Annotated in this window: 18 protein-coding genes; 10 read left to right on the top strand and 8 right to left on the bottom strand. The window is 44.8% G+C overall.

Annotation, left to right across the window (positions count from 1 at the left end; all coding sequences use genetic code 11):
• The 3 genes from HMPREF9065_RS03605 to HMPREF9065_RS03615 form a co-directional block, all read left to right on the top strand.
• The coding region (locus HMPREF9065_RS03605; RefSeq protein WP_021616351.1) for a YadA C-terminal domain-containing protein at positions 1-1,415 on the top strand (1,415 nt) is incomplete at its 5' end.
• 443 nt (positions 1,416-1,858) lie between these two features.
• The gene (locus HMPREF9065_RS03610) at positions 1,859-2,074 is read left to right on the top strand and encodes a hypothetical protein (protein ID WP_033002593.1); all 216 of its coding nucleotides are present in this window, start codon (positions 1,859-1,861) and stop codon (positions 2,072-2,074) included.
• A complete protein-coding gene (locus HMPREF9065_RS03615; RefSeq protein ID WP_021616348.1) occupies positions 2,071-2,451 on the top strand; it encodes a hypothetical protein in 381 nt (126 codons plus the stop codon). Before HMPREF9065_RS03610 ends, HMPREF9065_RS03615 begins: the two co-directional genes overlap by 4 nt.
• A gap of 145 nt (positions 2,452-2,596) precedes the next feature.
• On the opposite strand, the gene purT is transcribed toward HMPREF9065_RS03615, so the two are convergent.
• The 4 genes from purT to HMPREF9065_RS03635 all read right to left on the bottom strand — a co-directional run bounded on the left by purT (position 2,597) and on the right by HMPREF9065_RS03635 (position 5,660).
• Complete coding sequence (gene purT, locus HMPREF9065_RS03620; protein WP_021616347.1) at positions 2,597-3,778, bottom strand: formate-dependent phosphoribosylglycinamide formyltransferase; 1,182 nt, start codon at positions 3,776-3,778, stop codon at positions 2,597-2,599.
• A 10-nt stretch (positions 3,779-3,788) separates the two neighbouring features.
• Positions 3,789-4,295, bottom strand: a complete 507-nt coding sequence (gene luxS, locus HMPREF9065_RS03625) for an S-ribosylhomocysteine lyase (protein WP_021616346.1) — start codon at positions 4,293-4,295, stop codon at positions 3,789-3,791.
• Between the two features lie 211 nt (positions 4,296-4,506).
• A complete protein-coding gene (locus HMPREF9065_RS03630) occupies positions 4,507-4,992 on the bottom strand; it encodes a YqaA family protein (RefSeq protein WP_021616345.1) in 486 nt (161 codons plus the stop codon).
• A gap of 62 nt (positions 4,993-5,054) precedes the next feature.
• Positions 5,055-5,660 carry a beta-phosphoglucomutase family hydrolase gene (locus tag HMPREF9065_RS03635; RefSeq protein WP_021616344.1) on the bottom strand — a complete coding sequence of 202 codons (606 nt, stop codon included), beginning with the start codon at positions 5,658-5,660 and terminating at the stop codon, positions 5,055-5,057.
• A gap of 122 nt (positions 5,661-5,782) precedes the next feature.
• Here HMPREF9065_RS03635 and HMPREF9065_RS03640 point away from each other — a divergent pair, with 122 nt between their 5' ends.
• Positions 5,783-6,172 (top strand): hypothetical protein, encoded by a 390-nt coding sequence (locus HMPREF9065_RS03640; protein WP_021616343.1) that lies wholly within the window; start codon positions 5,783-5,785, stop codon positions 6,170-6,172.
• Positions 6,173-6,273: 101 nt separating this feature from the next.
• On the opposite strand, the gene ilvD is transcribed toward HMPREF9065_RS03640, so the two are convergent.
• The 3 genes from ilvD to ilvG form a co-directional block, all read right to left on the bottom strand.
• Entirely contained in the window at positions 6,274-8,112 is a 1,839-nt protein-coding gene (gene ilvD, locus HMPREF9065_RS03645; protein ID WP_033002591.1) for a dihydroxy-acid dehydratase, read from the bottom strand.
• Between the two features lie 325 nt (positions 8,113-8,437).
• The gene (ilvM, locus tag HMPREF9065_RS03650) at positions 8,438-8,653 is read right to left on the bottom strand and encodes an acetolactate synthase 2 small subunit (protein ID WP_021616341.1); all 216 of its coding nucleotides are present in this window, start codon (positions 8,651-8,653) and stop codon (positions 8,438-8,440) included.
• Positions 8,654-8,657: 4 nt separating this feature from the next.
• Complete coding sequence (gene ilvG / locus HMPREF9065_RS03655; RefSeq protein WP_021616340.1) at positions 8,658-10,310, bottom strand: acetolactate synthase 2 catalytic subunit; 1,653 nt, start codon at positions 10,308-10,310, stop codon at positions 8,658-8,660.
• Between the two features lie 153 nt (positions 10,311-10,463).
• Here ilvG and HMPREF9065_RS03660 point away from each other — a divergent pair, with 153 nt between their 5' ends.
• A complete protein-coding gene (locus tag HMPREF9065_RS03660; RefSeq protein ID WP_021616339.1) occupies positions 10,464-11,282 on the top strand; it encodes a Cof-type HAD-IIB family hydrolase in 819 nt (272 codons plus the stop codon).
• Positions 11,282-11,668: a fluoride efflux transporter CrcB gene (gene crcB, locus HMPREF9065_RS03665; RefSeq protein WP_021616338.1), complete on the top strand. Its 387-nt coding sequence runs from the start codon at positions 11,282-11,284 to the stop codon at positions 11,666-11,668. The genes HMPREF9065_RS03660 and crcB overlap by 1 nt, the downstream gene beginning before the upstream one ends.
• Here crcB and HMPREF9065_RS03670 read toward each other — a convergent pair.
• Entirely contained in the window at positions 11,646-12,569 is a 924-nt protein-coding gene (locus tag HMPREF9065_RS03670; RefSeq protein WP_021616337.1) for an alpha/beta fold hydrolase, read from the bottom strand. The two genes, crcB and HMPREF9065_RS03670, sit on opposite strands and share 23 nt — an antisense overlap.
• 274 nt (positions 12,570-12,843) lie before the next feature.
• Between HMPREF9065_RS03670 and HMPREF9065_RS03675 the strand changes: the two genes are divergently transcribed.
• The 4 genes from HMPREF9065_RS03675 to napH are packed head-to-tail and all read left to right on the top strand — an operon-like array spanning position 12,844 to position 17,404.
• Positions 12,844-13,128, top strand: a complete 285-nt coding sequence (locus tag HMPREF9065_RS03675) for a chaperone NapD (RefSeq protein WP_021616336.1) — start codon at positions 12,844-12,846, stop codon at positions 13,126-13,128.
• 31 nt (positions 13,129-13,159) lie between these two features.
• Complete coding sequence (gene napA / locus HMPREF9065_RS03680; protein ID WP_033002589.1) at positions 13,160-15,643, top strand: nitrate reductase catalytic subunit NapA; 2,484 nt, start codon at positions 13,160-13,162, stop codon at positions 15,641-15,643.
• Positions 15,644-15,689: 46 nt separating this feature from the next.
• Entirely contained in the window at positions 15,690-16,523 is an 834-nt protein-coding gene (napG, locus tag HMPREF9065_RS03685) for a ferredoxin-type protein NapG (RefSeq protein ID WP_021616334.1), read from the top strand.
• Positions 16,523-17,404, top strand: a complete 882-nt coding sequence (gene napH, locus HMPREF9065_RS03690) for a quinol dehydrogenase ferredoxin subunit NapH (protein WP_021616333.1) — start codon at positions 16,523-16,525, stop codon at positions 17,402-17,404. Before napG ends, napH begins: the two co-directional genes overlap by 1 nt.
• Positions 17,405-17,422 lie beyond the last annotated feature (18 nt).

The following is a 17,422-nucleotide window of genomic DNA, read 5'->3' as shown; positions in this document are numbered from 1 at the left end:
CCATCGCAGGCGGTCCTTCTGTGAAGAAAGACGGTATTAACGCAGGTGATAAAACAATCACTAACGTTGCTGACGGTGTAAATGCAAAAGATGCAGTGAACAAAGGTCAGTTAGACGCTGTTGATACGAAAGTTTCTAACGTAGCTCAAAACGTAGTTAATGTATTAGGTGGCGATGCTAAAGCAGAGGGTAATGGCGACATTACGATGAGTAACATCGGTGGAACCGGTAAAAATACTGTACACGATGCAATTGCTGCGGTGAATAAGTCAGCTACAGCGGCGAAAACCAAGGTGGTCAACGGTAAAAATATTACTGTAGATCCAGTGGTAAACCCTGATGGTAGCACAACTTATACTATTTCTACTGCAGAAAACTTGGATGTAACAAGTGTGACAGCAGGTGATAGCACATTGAACAACGATGGCTTAACCATCACAGGTGGTCCTTCTGTGAAGAAAGACGGCATCGATGCAGCGGATAAGAAAATCACTAACGTTGCACCAGGCGCAGTTACTTCAACCAGCAAAGATGCAGTTAATGGTAGCCAGTTGTACAGCGTAGCAGGTAATGTGAAAGACTTAATCGGTCCGGATGTAACTATTGATTCTGCTACAGGTAACATCACTGTTGCTGATCCGGCGAAAGGTATCGGTGGTACTGGTAAAGGTACTATTGGTGATGCGATTGCCGCTGTGAATAAATCAGCTGTAGCAGCAAACACGAAAGTGAAAGCAGGTAGCAACATTACAGTAAATGAAGTTATCGATGAAAAAGACGGTAGCAAAACCTACACTGTTTCAACTGCTAAAGACTTAAATGTAGATTCTGTGAAAGCAGGCAACACCACCATCAACAATAACGGTATTGAAATCGTAAACGGTCCAAGCATGACCAAAGACGGCATCAATGCTGCGGGTAAAGCCATCAGCAACGTTGCTAACGGCAATGTAGCTAAAGGCAGCAAAGACGCGGTCAACGGCGGTCAATTACATGAAACTGCGCAAAGCGTAGCTGATGTGATTGGCGGCGGCGCAACCGTGAAAGACGGTAAAGTGGTTGCAGGTCAAAACGGTATCGGTAACACCGGACAAAATACCGTTCATGGCGCGATTGCGGCAATTAACCAAAATACCGCAAACAACTTCAACCAAATCCGTGGCGATCTACGTAAAATGGATCGTGACTTACGCGGCGGTATCGCAGGCGCATTGGCAACAGCCGGTCTTCCGCAAGCCTTCCGTCCAGGTAAGAGCATGGTTGCAGCAGCAGCAAGTACCTATCGCGGTCAAAGCGGCTTAGCGATTGGTGTATCCCGTATTTCTGATAACGGTAAAGTTATCTTGAAAGTGACAGGTAACACCAACTCCCGCGGCGACTTCGGCGGTACAATCGGCGCCGGTTACCAATGGTAATCACTCCGCAGCTCACCTAATCGGTGAACTCGCTTAACAAAAAAGCACGACATGAAAATGCCGTGCTTTTTTTATTCGTAATGTAATGGTAATGCGTTATACGATGCCCCGTAGCGTGCAACTTGTTGCACGAATGAATCAACCCCGATACGCTATTCACCGATTTCCTCGTAGCGTGCAACTTGTTGCACGAAAGATTTAACCTCGGTGCGTGTCTCACGATTTCCTCGTAGCGTGCATCTTGTTGCACGAATGAATCAACCGAGGTACGCGATTCACGATTTCCTCGTAGCGTGGATACAAACAGAGGCGACGTGCCTGACGTTGCAAGGACATTATGATTTAAGTAGAATAAATGCAGTAGAAAGATAAATCATACATACATTTGTCGCTGTTTTATGGTTTTATTGATTAATTTATAAGAGGTGCAACAAGGAGGAGCGATGTTTAAATTTGACATGTCCCTTTCTCAAAATTTTGCTATTTTTTATGATGGTGATGATGTAGTTCTTGTAGATTCATTTGATAATAACCACTTTGATGTTCGTATGGGAACTATGACAAATTCTGAAATGATTGGTAGCATTACTGCAAGCTCGGATTCAGAGCTTAATATTGCCTTAGAGGGATTAATCAATAGTATTAGAGAGCAAAAATGATTACTCGCGATGATTTACTTAACTTAACCAAAAGTATAAATAATAAAGTAGCTCAATACGCTATGCAGTTTTCTCTCACTTTTCATTTTTCCGAAGATCGGGTGAATGATGCTCGTAATAATCCGCCAATTGATTTGCATGAGCTAGAAGACTTGTTTGATCGTTTTATTTCAACGCATATTATGGCTGTTGTTGCGTTAAATGATAAGGATACTTTCGTTATTGCCTGTTCCCGAACCAATATCCACATTCCTTGTGCGGTGCAAAAAACGACTGATGCGAATGGTGGTGCTTCTCATAAAAATATTGTAATAACGATTATGAGAAAATCGAATTTTGGTGCGAAACAAGAAGATATTATATTTAAAATCAGTTAGATTCTTTCCCTCGTAGCGTGCAACAAGTTGCACGCTACGATGTACTAATTGTCTCCACAAAGCACATACGATAGACAAAAAAGTGCGGTGAAAAAACAAGGTATTTTTTCACCGCACTTTAATTGGATTCAACGATAAGCTGAACTTATAAAATCACATCTAATTTATCATAAGCACGGCGGGCTTTTTCTAAGGCTTTTTCAACACTGATGTCGCGCGCCAAAATCACCCCTAAACGACGATGGCCATTCACTTCACCTTTACCAAAAATGCGTAAGTTGGTTTGCGGTTCGGCAAGGACCTGCTCTAAATTGGCAAATTGTACTTGGTTGGATTTGCCTTCTACCACAATGGCTTTGGAGGCGGACGGGCTGATGAAATCGATACTTGGAATCGGCAACCCTAAAATGGCGCGAGCGTGCAAGGCGAACTGAGATAACTCTTGTGAGATCATGGTCACCATGCCGGTATCGTGTGGACGCGGGGAGACTTCGTTAAAAATCACGTCATCGCCACGCACGAACATTTCCACCCCGAAAATCCCACGACCACCCAATGCACCGGTGATTTTCTCCGCGATTTCTTTCGCTTTTTTCAATGCGGTTTCCGACATGGCTTGAGGTTGCCAAGATTCACGGTAATCGCCATCGACTTGAATATGCCCGATAGGGGCAAGGAATGAGGTGCCATTCACATGGCGCACTGTGAGCTGGGTAATTTCGTAATCAAATTGAATGAACCCTTCCACAATAACGCGCCCTGCACCGGCACGTCCGCCTTCTTGGGCGTAATCCCATGCGGATTGGATTTGATCGAGGGTACGAATGACGCTTTGCCCATGACCGGAAGAGGACATAATCGGTTTGACCACGCACGGAACACCGATTTTTTCGACCGCACTTTTGAAGTCGTCAAAGTTATCTACGAATTCATAAGGTGAGGTTGGCAAGCCTAATTCTTCCGAGGCTAAACGACGAATGCCTTCACGGTTCATGGTTAGTTTCGTAGCTTTGGCGGTCGGGATAACGGTGAACCCTTCTTGTTCCAGTTCAAGTAAAGTATCGGTGGCGATAGCTTCCACTTCCGGTACGATAAAATCAGGACGTTCCTTTTCCACAACGGCGCGTAATGCCGCGCCATCCAACATGGAAATGGTGTAAGCACGGTGTGCCACTTGCTGTGCAGGCGCGTTTTCATAGCGATCTACTGCAATCACTTCAACACCTAAACGTTGTAATTCAATGACAACTTCTTTGCCCAATTCCCCTGCACCAAGCATCATTACTTTCAGTGCTTTTGGGGTTAATGGCGTGCCGATTGTGGTCATAGGGAGCTCCTTATTGTTTTAGTAAACTTTCATCCAACGTTAAATCTTCGTTTTTATTCACACCGATACCGCGCGCTAATACGTTTTGCGCGATTTGATGGGCTTCCTCTAAAGAATGTTCGGTGTATGTTCCGCATTGGTATTCATTCAGTTCAGGAATTTCACGTTGATTTTTTACATTGAGAATATCTTGCATGGAGGCTGCCCAAGCTTGTGCAACTTGGGTTTCGTTCGGGGTACCGATTAAGGACATATAAAAACCGGTGCGGCAACCCATCGGCGAAATATCAATAATTTCAACATCTTGACTATTGAGATGATCACGCATGAAACCGGCAAATAAATGCTCCAATGTGTGAATACCCTTTGGTGGTAGATTTTCTTTATTAGGAATCGTAAAACGCAAGTCAAAAACCGTGATGGTATCGCCTTTTGGCGTTTGCATTGTTTTGGCAATTCGCACTGCCGGCGCATTCATTCGGGTATGATCCACTTTGAAGCTATCAAGTAATGGCATAATCTCTCCTTAATTGGTGTCATTTGGGGCTAAAAAACAGCGGTTATAAAAAATTTATAAAATTTTTTAAATTTCTGCGAACTTTTTCCGTTATACTGCAGTCTTAGATAGCGAGCAACTTGCAGTTGTTTTAATAAAATTGGTTCCTTAGGTTATTCGCCTCTCCTTGTGAGAGGCATTTTTTTCGTCATTCTACAGGAAAATCCCAGCGTTACAGAATAGCGAGTCCAAAAAATAGCAAAAAAACATACCGCACTATTTTGCCCAGTGTCATAAAGATCAGACACGCCACCCAATTTAATCTCAACCAGCCTGCCACGGCACAAAATACATCACCGACGATCGGTAACCAGCTAAAAAATAACATCACACTACCGTAACGTTGTGTTTTTTCTAATACCCAAGTGAGTTTTGCATTTTGTGGCGGTGTATTAAAAGTAGGGAGCCAACGCCCAAGCGCATAGGTAGTCAGACTTCCTAGCGTGTTTCCGGTGACGGCAATCCACAATAGGCTTTGAATTTCCATAGAAAAATAAGGGGATCCCGCCCATAAAAGCGGTGTGATAAGAGTGATAAAAATAATTTCGGAATTACCGGGTAGGACAGTCGCGCTGAGAAAAGCGCTGGCGAACATAATCCACAATCGATGCTCGCCAAATAAGGCGAACCATCCATCCCAGCTAAAAAGATCAAACATGATGTAATAGGTCAAAAATCAGAGCATTAGTCATTTTTAGTATTGACGCGGAACGGGTTTCATCACGCCGGGCTACGTAATAATTTATTCACTCGCACATCAAACACATCCATGCCCGCATTTAATCCAGCCTGAATACCCAAATCGCCATCTTCAAACACTAAACAGCGTTGCGGTTTCACTTGAATCAATTCAGCACAACGCAAAAACGTATCCGGTGCCGGTTTGTGATGTTGAATATCTTCGGCAGTAACAATCGCGGAAAAATATTTCTCAAAATCAAACTTATCCAACAAAATTTGGGCGATGGGACGATAAGAGCCTGTGCCAAGGGCTAGCGGTTTTTTATTATAAAAATGACGAACAACATCCGCTGCAGGAAGCAATGTGGCGTGTTGCATAATCAGCTGTTTGCCATATTCTCTTTTTAATTCAATCACATCATCTAATTTATCTAACGGCATGGCATGACGTTTCATCATTTCTAACGCAATGTCTTTCACCGGCGCGCCACCCATTTCATACAATAAATTGCCATCAAATGGATAACCAAAATGTTGTCCGACCATTTCCCACGCTTTCGCATGACTCGGCATCGTATCAATAACCGTGCCGTCCATATCAAAAATCAAACCGTCATATTCATTAATGAAATTATTCTGTAACATCTCGCTTTCCGAATTATTTTAAATAAGAAGAGTGCGCTATTTTCCTACAAATTTGTGATCAATGCACCGTTTAATTCATACGAATTTCGTTATACTGAGATCATTTTATTGAGAGTGAACAAATGGATCTTCAACAGCGACTTGGGGCGTTTCAAGCCCGAGAATTAATTGACGAACATATTGTACAAACGGTATTGAACGTACGTTGCCACTTGCAACAAGATTGGTTGGCAGACGTAGAAACCGAGCAGGTTAAAATGATGTTAGTGCATCTCGCCAGTGCCTTGGGTCGGATTCAACGTGGGCATTGTGTTTCACCGTTGTATGCCGATTTTTTAGCAGAAATCCAAAGTGCGGTGGTTTTTCCGCAAGTTTTACAGATTCATCAAAAAATATTGGCATGCCTTCCGTTTGCCATTCCCGAAGAAGAACAAACCTATTTTCTCGCCAATGTGTATGCCTTAGTGCTGGATCAGCCACAGGTGCTGGCTTTTGTGGACAAAACGGCTTGAGAAAATGACCGCACTTTAGGCAATGCGGCTATCCGTTATGGCGTTATCATGTCCCTGTTCGATATAAATAAAGACAGGCATAAAGCCTGTCCCGACAATTTTTATTTTAATAGACTTTTATCCCGCACCGCGCCTTTATCTGCGGATGTGGCGAAATGCCCAAACACTTTTAAGGCGAAAGACACTTCACGTTCACGGTGAGCCGGTTGCCAGCCTTTGGCATCTTGTTCGGCGCGGCGTTTGGCTAATTCTTCATCGCTGATGTTGAGGTTAATCGTGCGATTTGGAATGTCGATTTCGATAATGTCGTTATCCTGTACTAAACCAATCGCACCACCGGAAGCCGCTTCAGGTGAGGCATGACCAATCGATAAGCCGGATGTGCCACCGGAGAAACGTCCGTCTGTTAACAAGGCACATTTTTTGCCTAAGCCCATGGATTTTAAGTAGCTCGTTGGATAAAGCATTTCTTGCATGCCCGGGCCGCCTTTTGGACCTTCGTAACGGATAATCACAACGTGACCTTCTTTGACTTTACCACCTAAAATGCCGGCAACGGCGTCTTCTTGGCTTTCAAACACGATGGCACGACCGGTGAATGTCCAGATAGATTCATCCACGCCCGCGGTTTTGACGATACAACCGTCTTCGGCAATGTTTCCGAACAAGACGGCTAAGCCACCCTCTTGAGAAATCGCATTTTCTTTGTTACGGATACAGCCGCTTACACGGTCATCGTCCACGCTGTCCCAACGACAATCTTGTGAGAAGGCTTGCGTGGTGCGAATGCCTGCCGGGCCGGCTCGGAAGAATTTGTGTAATGCTTCGTCTTGGTTACGGATGATATCGTATTGATTTAATTGTTCTTCCAACGTCATGCCCAACACGGTTTTAGTGTGGCGGTGAATTAAACCGGCGCGATCCAATTCGCCCAATAAGCCCATAATGCCACCGGCGCGGTGTACGTCTTCCATGTGGTATTTGTTGGTGTTCGGCGCAATTTTGCTCAAACAAGGCACAACACGGGATAAGCGGTCGATGTCTGCCATTTTGAAATCTACGCCGGCTTCTTGCGCTGCGGCAAGTAAGTGTAAAACGGTGTTACTAGAACCGCCCATGGCGATATCTAAGCTCATGGCGTTTTCAAAGGCGTCAAAGGTGCCGATGGAACGTGGCAATACGCTTTCATCGTCTTGTTCGTAATAACGTTTGCACAGTTCGACGATTTGACGACCGGCTTTTAAGAACAAGTCTTTACGGTCAGCGTGAGTAGCTAACATAGAACCGTTGCCCGGTAAACTTAAACCAAGGGCTTCCGTTAAACAGTTCATGGAGTTGGCAGTAAACATCCCTGAGCAGGAGCCACAAGTCGGGCAAGCGCTGCGCTCAATGGCATCAATACGCTCATCACTGACATTAGGATCCGCCGCTTCAATCATTGCATCAACTAAGTCTAAACGAATCAGTTGATCAGATAATTTGGTTTTACCCGCTTCCATCGGACCGCCTGATACGAAGATGGTTGGAATGTTTAAACGCATTGCCGCCATTAACATTCCTGGGGTGATTTTGTCACAGTTGGAAATACACACCATGGCATCGGCGCAGTGGGCGTTTACCATATATTCCACGCTGTCTGCAATCAAATCACGGCTTGGTAAGGAGTAAAGCATTCCGCCATGTCCCATGGCAATACCGTCATCCACCGCAATGGTGTTGAATTCTTTCGCCACGCCGCCGGCTTTTTCAATTTCCGCTGCGACCAGTTGTCCCATGTCTTTTAAATGCACATGCCCCGGGACGAATTGGGTGAAAGAGTTCACTACCGCAATAATGGGTTTGCCGAAATCATTTTCTTTCATTCCTGTGGCACGCCATAAGGCACGTGCACCTGCCATATTACGACCTTGTGTGCTGGTCGCTGAGCGTAGTTTTGGCATAAATAAGTTCTCCGAGTAAGTTTTCGTTAAGGTTTATATGAATTTCTTCGTTAATTGAGACTGCCACAAACGCTTGCGTTTGAACGTTGCGTTAGCAACGGCACGAAGTGCGAGCAAAGCGACTAAATCTCCCCTAACCCCTCTTTGCTAAAGAGGGGGATTTCTTTATTAATTGGATAACCATTGTCTCATTCATATTCTAGTGTTGTTAAAGTTCAACACAAATACTCAAATTTATCTCGATCCAATCCCCTCTTTAGCAAAGAGGGGTTAGGGGAGATTTGGCAGAAAGTAAAACGGAGAAATTATTCAATAAAATATTGTCTTATTTAATCTCCATCACATCCGGCAACTTCTCCAACTGACTAACCAACAAATCCAAAGTGCGGTCGGATTTTACGGTGAATTTTAACCGCACTTTGCCGTCAATCAGTTGCATATCCATTTGAGTCACGGTGAAACCGCGGTGGCGGATGACTCGGAGAATGCGTTCCAACACTTCGGGACGTTGTTGGGCGGTGAGTTCGATTTGGTGTTCCATGTGATTACTCCATACTTTCCAACATATCTGCGTTGCACGCGCCCGGCGGCACTAGCGGCCACACGTTTTCATCGGAATGAATGCAAATATGCAATAAATAAGCCTCTTGGCTGTTGAATAAGCGTTCTAGTGCGGCGTCCACTTGGTGGGCGGAATCAATGCGTTCTCCTTTAATGCCGAACGCCGAGGCAAGCACTACGAAATCCGGGTTATCGTCCAGAATGGTGCTACTGTGGCGGGCATTGAAGAAGAGGGATTGCCATTGGCGCACCATGCCGAGGCGTTGGTTATCCAATAATACAATTTTAATTGGGGCTTTGCCGCGACCAATGGAGCCAAGTTCTTGAATGTTCATCATAATAGAGCCATCACCCGTGACTAAAATTACGTCATCTTCCGGGCGGGCTTTTTTCGCACCGATGGCAGCAGGCAAGCCAAAACCCATGGTGCCGAAACCGGCGGAGGTGATGAAGTTTTCCGGTGCGTGATGTTGCACATGTAGAGCCGACCACATTTGATGTTGTCCCACATCGGTGACGACGATCGTTTCCGGTGTTTTTTGGCGTGAAATGCTGTTGAGCAACCATAACGGGTTGATGAGTTGTTCGCCACTATGTTCGCCATAGCTGAACGCAAATTGTTGTTTATATTGTGCGACGGTTTGTTGCCAAGGGGCGATATCAAGCGGCACGCTGAGGCTTTCTAGCGTGGCGATTAGATGGCCGCGTAATGCCACATCTGGTCGGCGTAATTTGCCTAATTCAGCGCCATCGATGTCCACATGAATCACTTTCGCGTGTGGCGCGAAGGTGTCGAGTTTACCGGTCACGCGGTCATCAAAACGTGCGCCGAAAACGAGTAATAAATCGGCTTCTTGCGTCGCATAATTGGCGGCTTTGGTGCCGTGCATACCGATCATGCCGAGATAATAAGGATCGTCAGGCGATACCGCGCCAAGCCCTTTTAAGGTGACGACACTTGGCATTTGGGTCGTATGTAAGAAATAACGTAATGCCGGCACGGCGCCTGCCATACCTACACCGCCGCCGATATACGCCATCGGGCGTTTGGCGTGTTTTAATAAGGCAAGGGCTTGCATTAATTGTTTGTCGCAAAGTGCGGTCGTTTTTGGCGGCGGATTCACGATAGGTTTTGCGTTGGTTGGCGCAACTTGGACGTCTTTCGGCACATCGATCAATACCGGCCCCGGTCTGCCACTTTTGGCGATATCAAAGGCTTTGGCGATAATTTCCGGTAATTCGTTGATATTTTGTACGATAAAGCTGTGTTTGGTGCAGGCAAGAGAAAGTCCTAATACATCCGCTTCCTGAAAGGCATCAGTGCCGATAAGTGGCGAAGCTACTTGACCTGTGATTGCTACAATCGGAATAGAATCCATTAAGGCATCGCCCAGTCCGGTGATGAGGTTAGTTGCGCCGGGGCCGGAAGTGGCAATACATACGCCAACTTTGCCTGACGCACGCGCATAGCCAATAGCCGCCATGGCAGCACCTTGTTCGTTACGGCAAAGTAAATGGTCTAAGCCGGAATCATAAATTGCATCATAGGTCGGCATGATGGCCCCGCCGGGATAGCCGAAAATGGTATCCACGTGATGTGCTTTTAAGCACTCGATGATTAAATTTGCACCGTTCATATTCGTAGCTGTGTTCAATTGTTAGGGAAGCGATTTTTTCGTGTGAAAGGTTTAATCTTTTATTACATTTCCTGAAAAAATTCAAGAAAACCTCAAATATTTTTATGCAAAATTTGCTACCATTAGCCATTATGTCATTTAAGGTGAAAAATTATGCAAAAACGTCCCTATCACGCCATCGTGTCGGACATGGATGGAACCTTACTGAACGAACATCATGTTATCGGTGATTTTACTGCGCAAACCTTGGAACATCTGTATGACAACAAAGTCGATATTATCCTTGCCACAGGGCGTAATTACTTTGATGTATCCAGTATTTTAAAGAAAACCAAGGTGAAAGAAGCGGTGTTGATTACGTCAAATGGCGCACAAGCGCATAACCTACAAGGGGAGTTATTGCTAAATAATTCCTTGCCGGAAGAAATTGCTTATCAAGTCATGAATTTGCCCTTTGACGACAACCGCGTCTGTGTCAACAGTTATCAGGCTGATGGCTGGTTTATCAACAAAGACATTCCGGAGCTTTACAAGTATCACAAGGATTCCGGCTTTTTGTACGAGGTGGTGGATTTTAAGCAACATCACGGACGAGATACCGAGAAAGTGTTTTTCATTGCCCGCACGCCGGCAGATTTGGTGGAATTGGAACAACGTCTTCGTCAGGACTTCGGCGAGAAAATCAGCCTGACATATTCCACGCCGATTTGCTTGGAAGTGATGAATAAAAATGTGTCAAAAGCCACCGCACTTGCGCAGGTAATTGGGCAACGGGAATACGGTTTGCAAGATTGTATCGCCTTTGGTGATGGCATGAATGACGTCGAAATGTTGGCGGAAGTGGGCAAAGGATGCATGATGGGCAACGCCGATCCGCGTTTGATACAACGTTGTCCGCAGCTGGAAACCATCGGTTGCAACACAGACGAGGCTGTTGCGGTTTACCTTCGTGCAATTTTCGGGATGGATTAATGCCGTTCTTATCTTCTTTACTCTGGATTAGTGGCGGTGCCGTGCTCGGTGCTTGCTTGCGTTGGGGCTTGGGCTTGTTGCTCAATCCGTGGTTTAGCGCTTTTTCTTTCGGCACGTTGATCGCCAATTATTTAGGTTGTTTTATTATTGGTGTGTTGTTTGCCGTTTTTTGGTCTTTCCCATCACTTTCTTCGGAATGGAAGCTCTTTTTAGTCACCGGCTTTCTTGGCAGCTTGACCACCTTTTCTGCCTTTTCGATGGAGGTGGTGGAGGATCTCTTAAACGACAAATTCACTGTCGGTATTGGATTAATTGCGGCCCATGTCTTTGGTAGTTTGCTTTTCACCCTCTTTGGCGTGTGGCTTATGCGTTATGTGTTGAAGTAAAAAATGCCTGAATTTGCTGTAACACCGGTGAACGAATATCGTCGGTTTCAAACAGAATTTCATGTTTTGCCCCAGCAATTTTTTTCAGACTGCCGTGCATGAAAAGTGCGGTGAGTTTTTCCAACGTTTTATTATTGACGATTTGTTCTTGTTCCGCCTCTAACACCAATACCGGCGTTTCAATGCGTGGCAACATTTTCGGCAAATGCTTAATGGCGATCAGACACAAATACGCCCACCGGAACGTCGGTCCACCCAAACGAATCGCTGGATTTGCCAAATTAATGTTATTCATTCTTTGCATTCGTACGCTATCATGACTTAACAAATTTTCCTGCACATCCACCGGTTTATACGGCCCTTTGCCGAACACATAACGCTTTCCTTGCCCAAATAACATCATCAGACTTAACAGCATTTCATCACGCACAGGGTGCTTTAAAGGCATGCCAAAAAACGGCGCAGAGAACACGGCACGTTGAATGTGATGATCACAATTTGCCAAATAATAGGTCGCCACTAACGCACCGAGCGAGTGTGCCAGAATATATTGGTTGGGATAGGGATAAAGTGCGGTCAGATTTTCAATAATTTCTGCCATGTCCTCGACATAAAAACGAAATTCATCCAAATGGCCTTTTTCGCCATCGTTTAGTAAACGCTGGGAATAACCTTGTCCGCGATGATCAAACAGCAACACATCATATCCCTGCGCATAGAAATCCTGTGCAATTTCTGTCCATTTCAGGATATTTTCTACCCGTCCATTGACTAAAATGACCAACTTATCGGCAACTGGTTGGTGAACACAATGTCGATAAGCCAATCGACAGCCTCGTTGCCCCTCAAGGTATTGCAACGGAAATTGTTCGGCGAATTGGTGTAATGGAAGAAACGTCATCTGAATTATACTGGTATTATGGTTAAAAAGCGTTATTCTATTATGCCTGATAGCGCAAGAATATGTGATCACAATGTGATACAATGTGATATTGGCGGCTCATTAAAAGAACAATAGGTACTTGGTTTGATCTAGAGCAAGTTAATCATGAAATTTGGGAAAAATACCTCTTTATGGTGATGATTCTGGTGGGGCAAGTAATTATTATGCAACATTCAAAAATGGCTCATCGGACCTTATGTCAAAGATGACAATAAAATAGATTATCTGAACAATGAATAAAACTGAAATCTTATCAATGGAAGAAGCGAAAGACTGGCACGTTGTCGGTTTGGTGGTGCAAGGAAACCCCAAAAAAATACCGGCAATTCGTACCGCACTTTTAGCTATTCCACACACAGAAGTGCCAACTTTTGATGAAAAAATCGGCAAGATTGTTGCGGTAATGCAATCTCACGATCAGCATATTTTGCTTAATAACATGGAATCTGTGAAAGATATTGACGGTGTCATTACCGTCTCGCTGATTTATCATCAACAAGATGAACAGTCTGAATAACTCAAAAATCATATAGTGGGGGGAAAACACTATGAATTTAAGTCGTAGAGACTTTATGAAAGCGAATGCTGCCGTTGCTGCAGCTACGGCTGCCGGATTAGCTATTCCGGTGAAAAATGTAGAAGCCGCTGAAACCGAAATCAAATGGGATAAAGCGGTATGTCGTTTCTGTGGTACCGGTTGTGCTGTATTAGTGGGAACAAAAGACGGTCGCGTTGTGGCGTCCCAAGGTGACCCGGATGCAGAAGTAAACCGTGGTTTAATAAACTGTATCAAAGGCTATTTCTTACCGAAAATCATGTACGGTAAAGACCGCTTAACCCAGCCGATGCTACGTATGAAAGACGGCAAATACGATAAAAACGGTGACTTCACACCGGTTAGCTGGGATGTCGCCTTTAAAACCATGGCAGAAAAATTCAAAGCTGCTGTGAAAGAATTAGGGCCAAACGGTGTGGGTATGTTCAGTTCCGGTCAAAGCACCATCTTTGAAGGTTATGCTAAATCTAAACTTTGGAAAGCGGGTTTCCGTTCTAATAATATCGACCCGAATGCGCGCCACTGTATGGCGTCCGCAGCAGTTGCGTTTCTGCGTACCTTTGGTATGGATGAACCGATGGGTTGTTATAACGACATCGAAAATGCCGAAGCTTTTGTGCTTTGGGGTTCCAACATGGCGGAAATGCACCCGATCTTATGGTCCCGTATTACTGACCGTCGCTTATCCAATCCGGATGTTAAAGTCGCGGTACTTTCCACCTATGAACACCGTAGTTTCGAATTAGCCGATTATGGTTTAATCTTCAAACCGCAAACTGACTTGGTTATTTTAAACTACATTATCAATTACTTAATTCAAAACGATGCCATTAACTGGGATTTCGTTAATAAACACACCAAATTTAAACGTGGTGAAACCGATATCGGTTATGGTTTACGTGATAATCACCCATTACAAAAAGCCGCTAAAAATCCAAACAGCGGTAAGATGTATGACAGTAACTTCGAAGAATTAAAAGCTTTAGTTGCTGAATATACCTTAGATAAAGCCCACGAAATGTCCGGCGTACCAAAAGATGTATTGGAAGAGCTTGCGAAATTATATGCGGATCCAAAACGTAAAGTGGTTTCTTATTGGACCATGGGTTTCAACCAACATACTCGCGGTGTGTGGGCAAACCACTTAATCTATAACATCCATCTATTAACTGGAAAAATTTCTATTCCGGGTTGTGGTCCGTTCTCCTTAACCGGTCAACCGTCTGCTTGTGGTACGGCACGTGAGGTAGGTACCTTTATTAACCGTTTACCGGCGGACTTAGTGGTGACCAATCCAAAACACCGTGAAATTGCAGAAAAAATTTGGAAATTGCCTGCAGGATTAATTACAGACGTGTTAGGTTTCCATGCCGTTGCGCAAAGCCGTGCATTAAAAGACGGCAAAATGCGTGTGTTATGGCAAATGTGTACCAATAATATGCAAGGCGGTCCGAATATTAACGAAGAAACCTTCCCGGGCTGGCGTAATCCGGACAACTTTATCGTGGTGTCCGACCCATACCCAACTGTTTCTTGTTTAGCGGCTGACTTAATGCTTCCAACTGCCATGTGGGTAGAAAAAGAAGGGGCTTACGGTAATGCGGAACGTCGTACTCAATTCTGGCGTCAACAAGTGAAAGCACCGGGTGAAGCGAAGTCTGACGTATGGCAATTAGTGGAGTTCTCTAAATATTTCACCACCGATGAAATGTGGCCGGCAGAAATTTTAGAGAAAAATCCGGAATATAAAGGCAAAACCTTATATGAAGTGTTATACCGCAATGGTCAAGTGGATAAATTCCCACTCAGCGATCTTGCAGAAGGCCAATTAAATGATGAGTCTTACCACTTCGGCTTCTATTTACATAAAGGCTTATTTGAAGAATACGCGTCATTTGGCCGTGGCCATGGTCATGACTTGGCACCGTTTGATATGTACCACAAAGCACGCGGCTTACGTTGGCCGGTTGTTGACGGTAAAGAAACCTTATGGCGTTACCGTGAAGGCTTTGACCCGTATGTGAAAGAAGGCGAAGGTGTGGCGTTCTACGGCTATCCGGATAAAAAAGCGATCATTCTTGCGGTGCCTTATGAGCCACCTGCAGAATCACCGGATGAAGAATACGATTTATGGTTATGTACCGGTCGTGTGTTAGAGCACTGGCACACAGGAACAATGACTCGTCGTGTACCGGAATTGCACCGTGCTTTCCCGAATAACGTAGTTTGGATGCACCCGAACGATGCACAAAAACGCGGATTACGTCATGGCGACAAGATTAAAATCGCTTCACGTCGTGGTGAGATGATTTCTTACTTAGATACCCGTGGCCGTAATAAAGTGCCGGAAGGCTTGGTTTACACCACTTTCTTTGATGCCGGTCAGTTAGCCAATAAGCTCACCTTAGATGCAACTGATCCGATTTCCAAAGAAACCGACTTCAAAAAATGTGCGGTGAAAGTGGAAAAAGCTTAATAAACAATGAAAAAAACGACCGCACTTCGGTGCGGTCATTAAGACAATGAAAAAACCGACTGTCACGTCTGAACGCCGAAAATTTCTCAAAGATGCAACCCGTACTGCGGGGGGGCTAGTGGGTCTTGGACTCTTATTAGGTTTACAACAAAAACAAAGCTTAGCCCGTGAGGGGGTGGCATTACGCCCACCATTTGCCATTGAGGATGATGAAAAGTTTGCTGCTGCCTGCATTCGTTGCGGTCAGTGTGTCCAAGCTTGTCCATACGATATGTTGCATTTGGCCTCCTTGCTTTCGCCAATGGAAGCCGGTACGCCGTACTTCATTGCGCGAGATAAGCCTTGTGAAATGTGTCCGGATATTCCTTGCGCGCATGCCTGTCCGAGTGGTGCTTTAGATCGTGAAGCGCAGGATATTAACCAATCCCGTATGGGACTTGCTGTCTTATTGGATCATGAAACTTGCCTGAATTGGCAAGGGTTACGTTGCGATGTTTGCTATCGGGTTTGTCCGTTAATCGACAAAGCCATTACGTTAGAAAGTCATCGTAATGAGCGTACCGGAAAACACGCCATGTTTATTCCGACCGTACATTCAGATGCTTGTACCGGTTGTGGTAAATGTGAAGAGGCTTGCGTATTGGAAGAAGCCGCGATCAAAGTGCTTCCAATGTCCTTAGCGAAAGGTATGCTAGGCAAACATTACCGACTAGGTTGGGAAGAAAAATCCAAAGCTGGGCATTCACTTGCGCCAAATGATTTGATTTCCATGCCGACCCGATTACCGGACGGCGTCGCTCCACCGGCGGGAGCCATTCCTGCAGCAGGTGTAGAAGAGATTCCGGAACCTATTTTGGCACCGGTATTAGGAGGTAAGTAATGGCTAATGCACCAAAATTTGCCGGACGAGAAGCCAGAGAAAAGCTAGGGTGGTGGCACGCCAATCGTTTCTTATTTTGGCGACGTCTAACCCAATTAAGCATTTTGTTGATGTTTTTAAGTGGACCTTACTTCGGTGTTTGGATTTTAAAAGGCAATTATAGTGGAAGCTTGTTATTTGATGTAATTCCATTAAGCGATCCGTTGATTACCTTAGAAAGTCTTGCCAGCGGTCACTTACCAGGAATTCTCACACTCAGTGGCGCATTAATTATTTTTATCACCTATGCGTTATTGGGCAGCAAAGTATTCTGTGGTTGGGTTTGTCCGCTAAATGTCGTCACCGATTGTGCGGCTTGGATTCGCCGTAAGTTAGGTATTCGCCAAACGGCAAAAATTCCACGCAGTTTACGCTACGCCATCTTAGTGATGATTTTAGCCGGTAGTGCCGTCAGTGGCTTATTATTATGGGAATGGGTCAACCCCGTTGCCGCCTTAGGAAGAGCCTTAATTTATGGCTTTGGCGCAACAGTGTGGTTAATCCTCGTTGTCTTCTTCTTTGATTTGTTCATTGTTGAACACGGATGGTGTGGACACCTCTGCCCAATCGGGGCAACTTATGGCGTTATCGGTGCAAAAAGCTTGCTTCGGGTCAAAGTCATTGACCGTGCAAGATGTGATAATTGCATGGACTGCTACAACGTTTGCCCGGAACCGCAAGTGTTACGCTCACCATTACACGGAAAAAACAGCGAAAGCCTCCTTGTGCTTTCACAAGATTGTATCAGTTGCGGACGTTGTATTGACGTTTGTCCTGAAAAAGTATTTACCTTTAGCCATAGGTTTAATAACGACATTCCTGTTGTCACATTAAACCAATAAAAATAAAAAAATTTCCAT

This window comes from Aggregatibacter sp. oral taxon 458 str. W10330 (genome assembly GCF_000466335.1).
GTDB lineage: Bacteria > Pseudomonadota > Gammaproteobacteria > Enterobacterales > Pasteurellaceae > Aggregatibacter.
The sequence above is the reverse complement of the archived record's forward strand: the minus strand, read 5'-3'. Positions and strand labels throughout refer to the sequence as shown.

Bases quoted from the DNA above. Each gene is read 5' to 3' on its own strand.
- HMPREF9065_RS03610 (WP_033002593.1), top strand. From the start codon at position 1,859: ATGTTTAAATTTGACATGTCCCTTTCTCAAAATTTTGCTATTTTTTAT.
- purT (WP_021616347.1), bottom strand. From the start codon at position 3,778: ATGACCACAATCGGCACGCCATTAACCCCAAAAGCACTGAAAGTAATG.
- HMPREF9065_RS03630 (WP_021616345.1), bottom strand. From the start codon at position 4,992: ATGTTTGATCTTTTTAGCTGGGATGGATGGTTCGCCTTATTTGGCGAG.
- ilvD (WP_033002591.1), bottom strand. From the start codon at position 8,112: ATGCCAAAACTACGCTCAGCGACCAGCACACAAGGTCGTAATATGGCA.
- HMPREF9065_RS03640 (WP_021616343.1), top strand. From the start codon at position 5,783: ATGGATCTTCAACAGCGACTTGGGGCGTTTCAAGCCCGAGAATTAATT.
- napA (WP_033002589.1), top strand. From the start codon at position 13,160: ATGAATTTAAGTCGTAGAGACTTTATGAAAGCGAATGCTGCCGTTGCT.
- ilvG (WP_021616340.1), bottom strand. From the start codon at position 10,310: ATGAACGGTGCAAATTTAATCATCGAGTGCTTAAAAGCACATCACGTG.
- HMPREF9065_RS03670 (WP_021616337.1), bottom strand. From the start codon at position 12,569: ATGACGTTTCTTCCATTACACCAATTCGCCGAACAATTTCCGTTGCAA.
- ilvM (WP_021616341.1), bottom strand. From the start codon at position 8,653: ATGGAACACCAAATCGAACTCACCGCCCAACAACGTCCCGAAGTGTTG.
- HMPREF9065_RS03675 (WP_021616336.1), top strand. From the start codon at position 12,844: ATGAATAAAACTGAAATCTTATCAATGGAAGAAGCGAAAGACTGGCAC.
- crcB (WP_021616338.1), top strand. From the start codon at position 11,282: ATGCCGTTCTTATCTTCTTTACTCTGGATTAGTGGCGGTGCCGTGCTC.
- HMPREF9065_RS03615 (WP_021616348.1), top strand. From the start codon at position 2,071: ATGATTACTCGCGATGATTTACTTAACTTAACCAAAAGTATAAATAAT.
- napH (WP_021616333.1), top strand. From the start codon at position 16,523: ATGGCTAATGCACCAAAATTTGCCGGACGAGAAGCCAGAGAAAAGCTA.
- luxS (WP_021616346.1), bottom strand. From the start codon at position 4,295: ATGCCATTACTTGATAGCTTCAAAGTGGATCATACCCGAATGAATGCG.
- HMPREF9065_RS03635 (WP_021616344.1), bottom strand. From the start codon at position 5,660: ATGTTACAGAATAATTTCATTAATGAATATGACGGTTTGATTTTTGAT.
- HMPREF9065_RS03660 (WP_021616339.1), top strand. From the start codon at position 10,464: ATGCAAAAACGTCCCTATCACGCCATCGTGTCGGACATGGATGGAACC.
- napG (WP_021616334.1), top strand. From the start codon at position 15,690: ATGAAAAAACCGACTGTCACGTCTGAACGCCGAAAATTTCTCAAAGAT.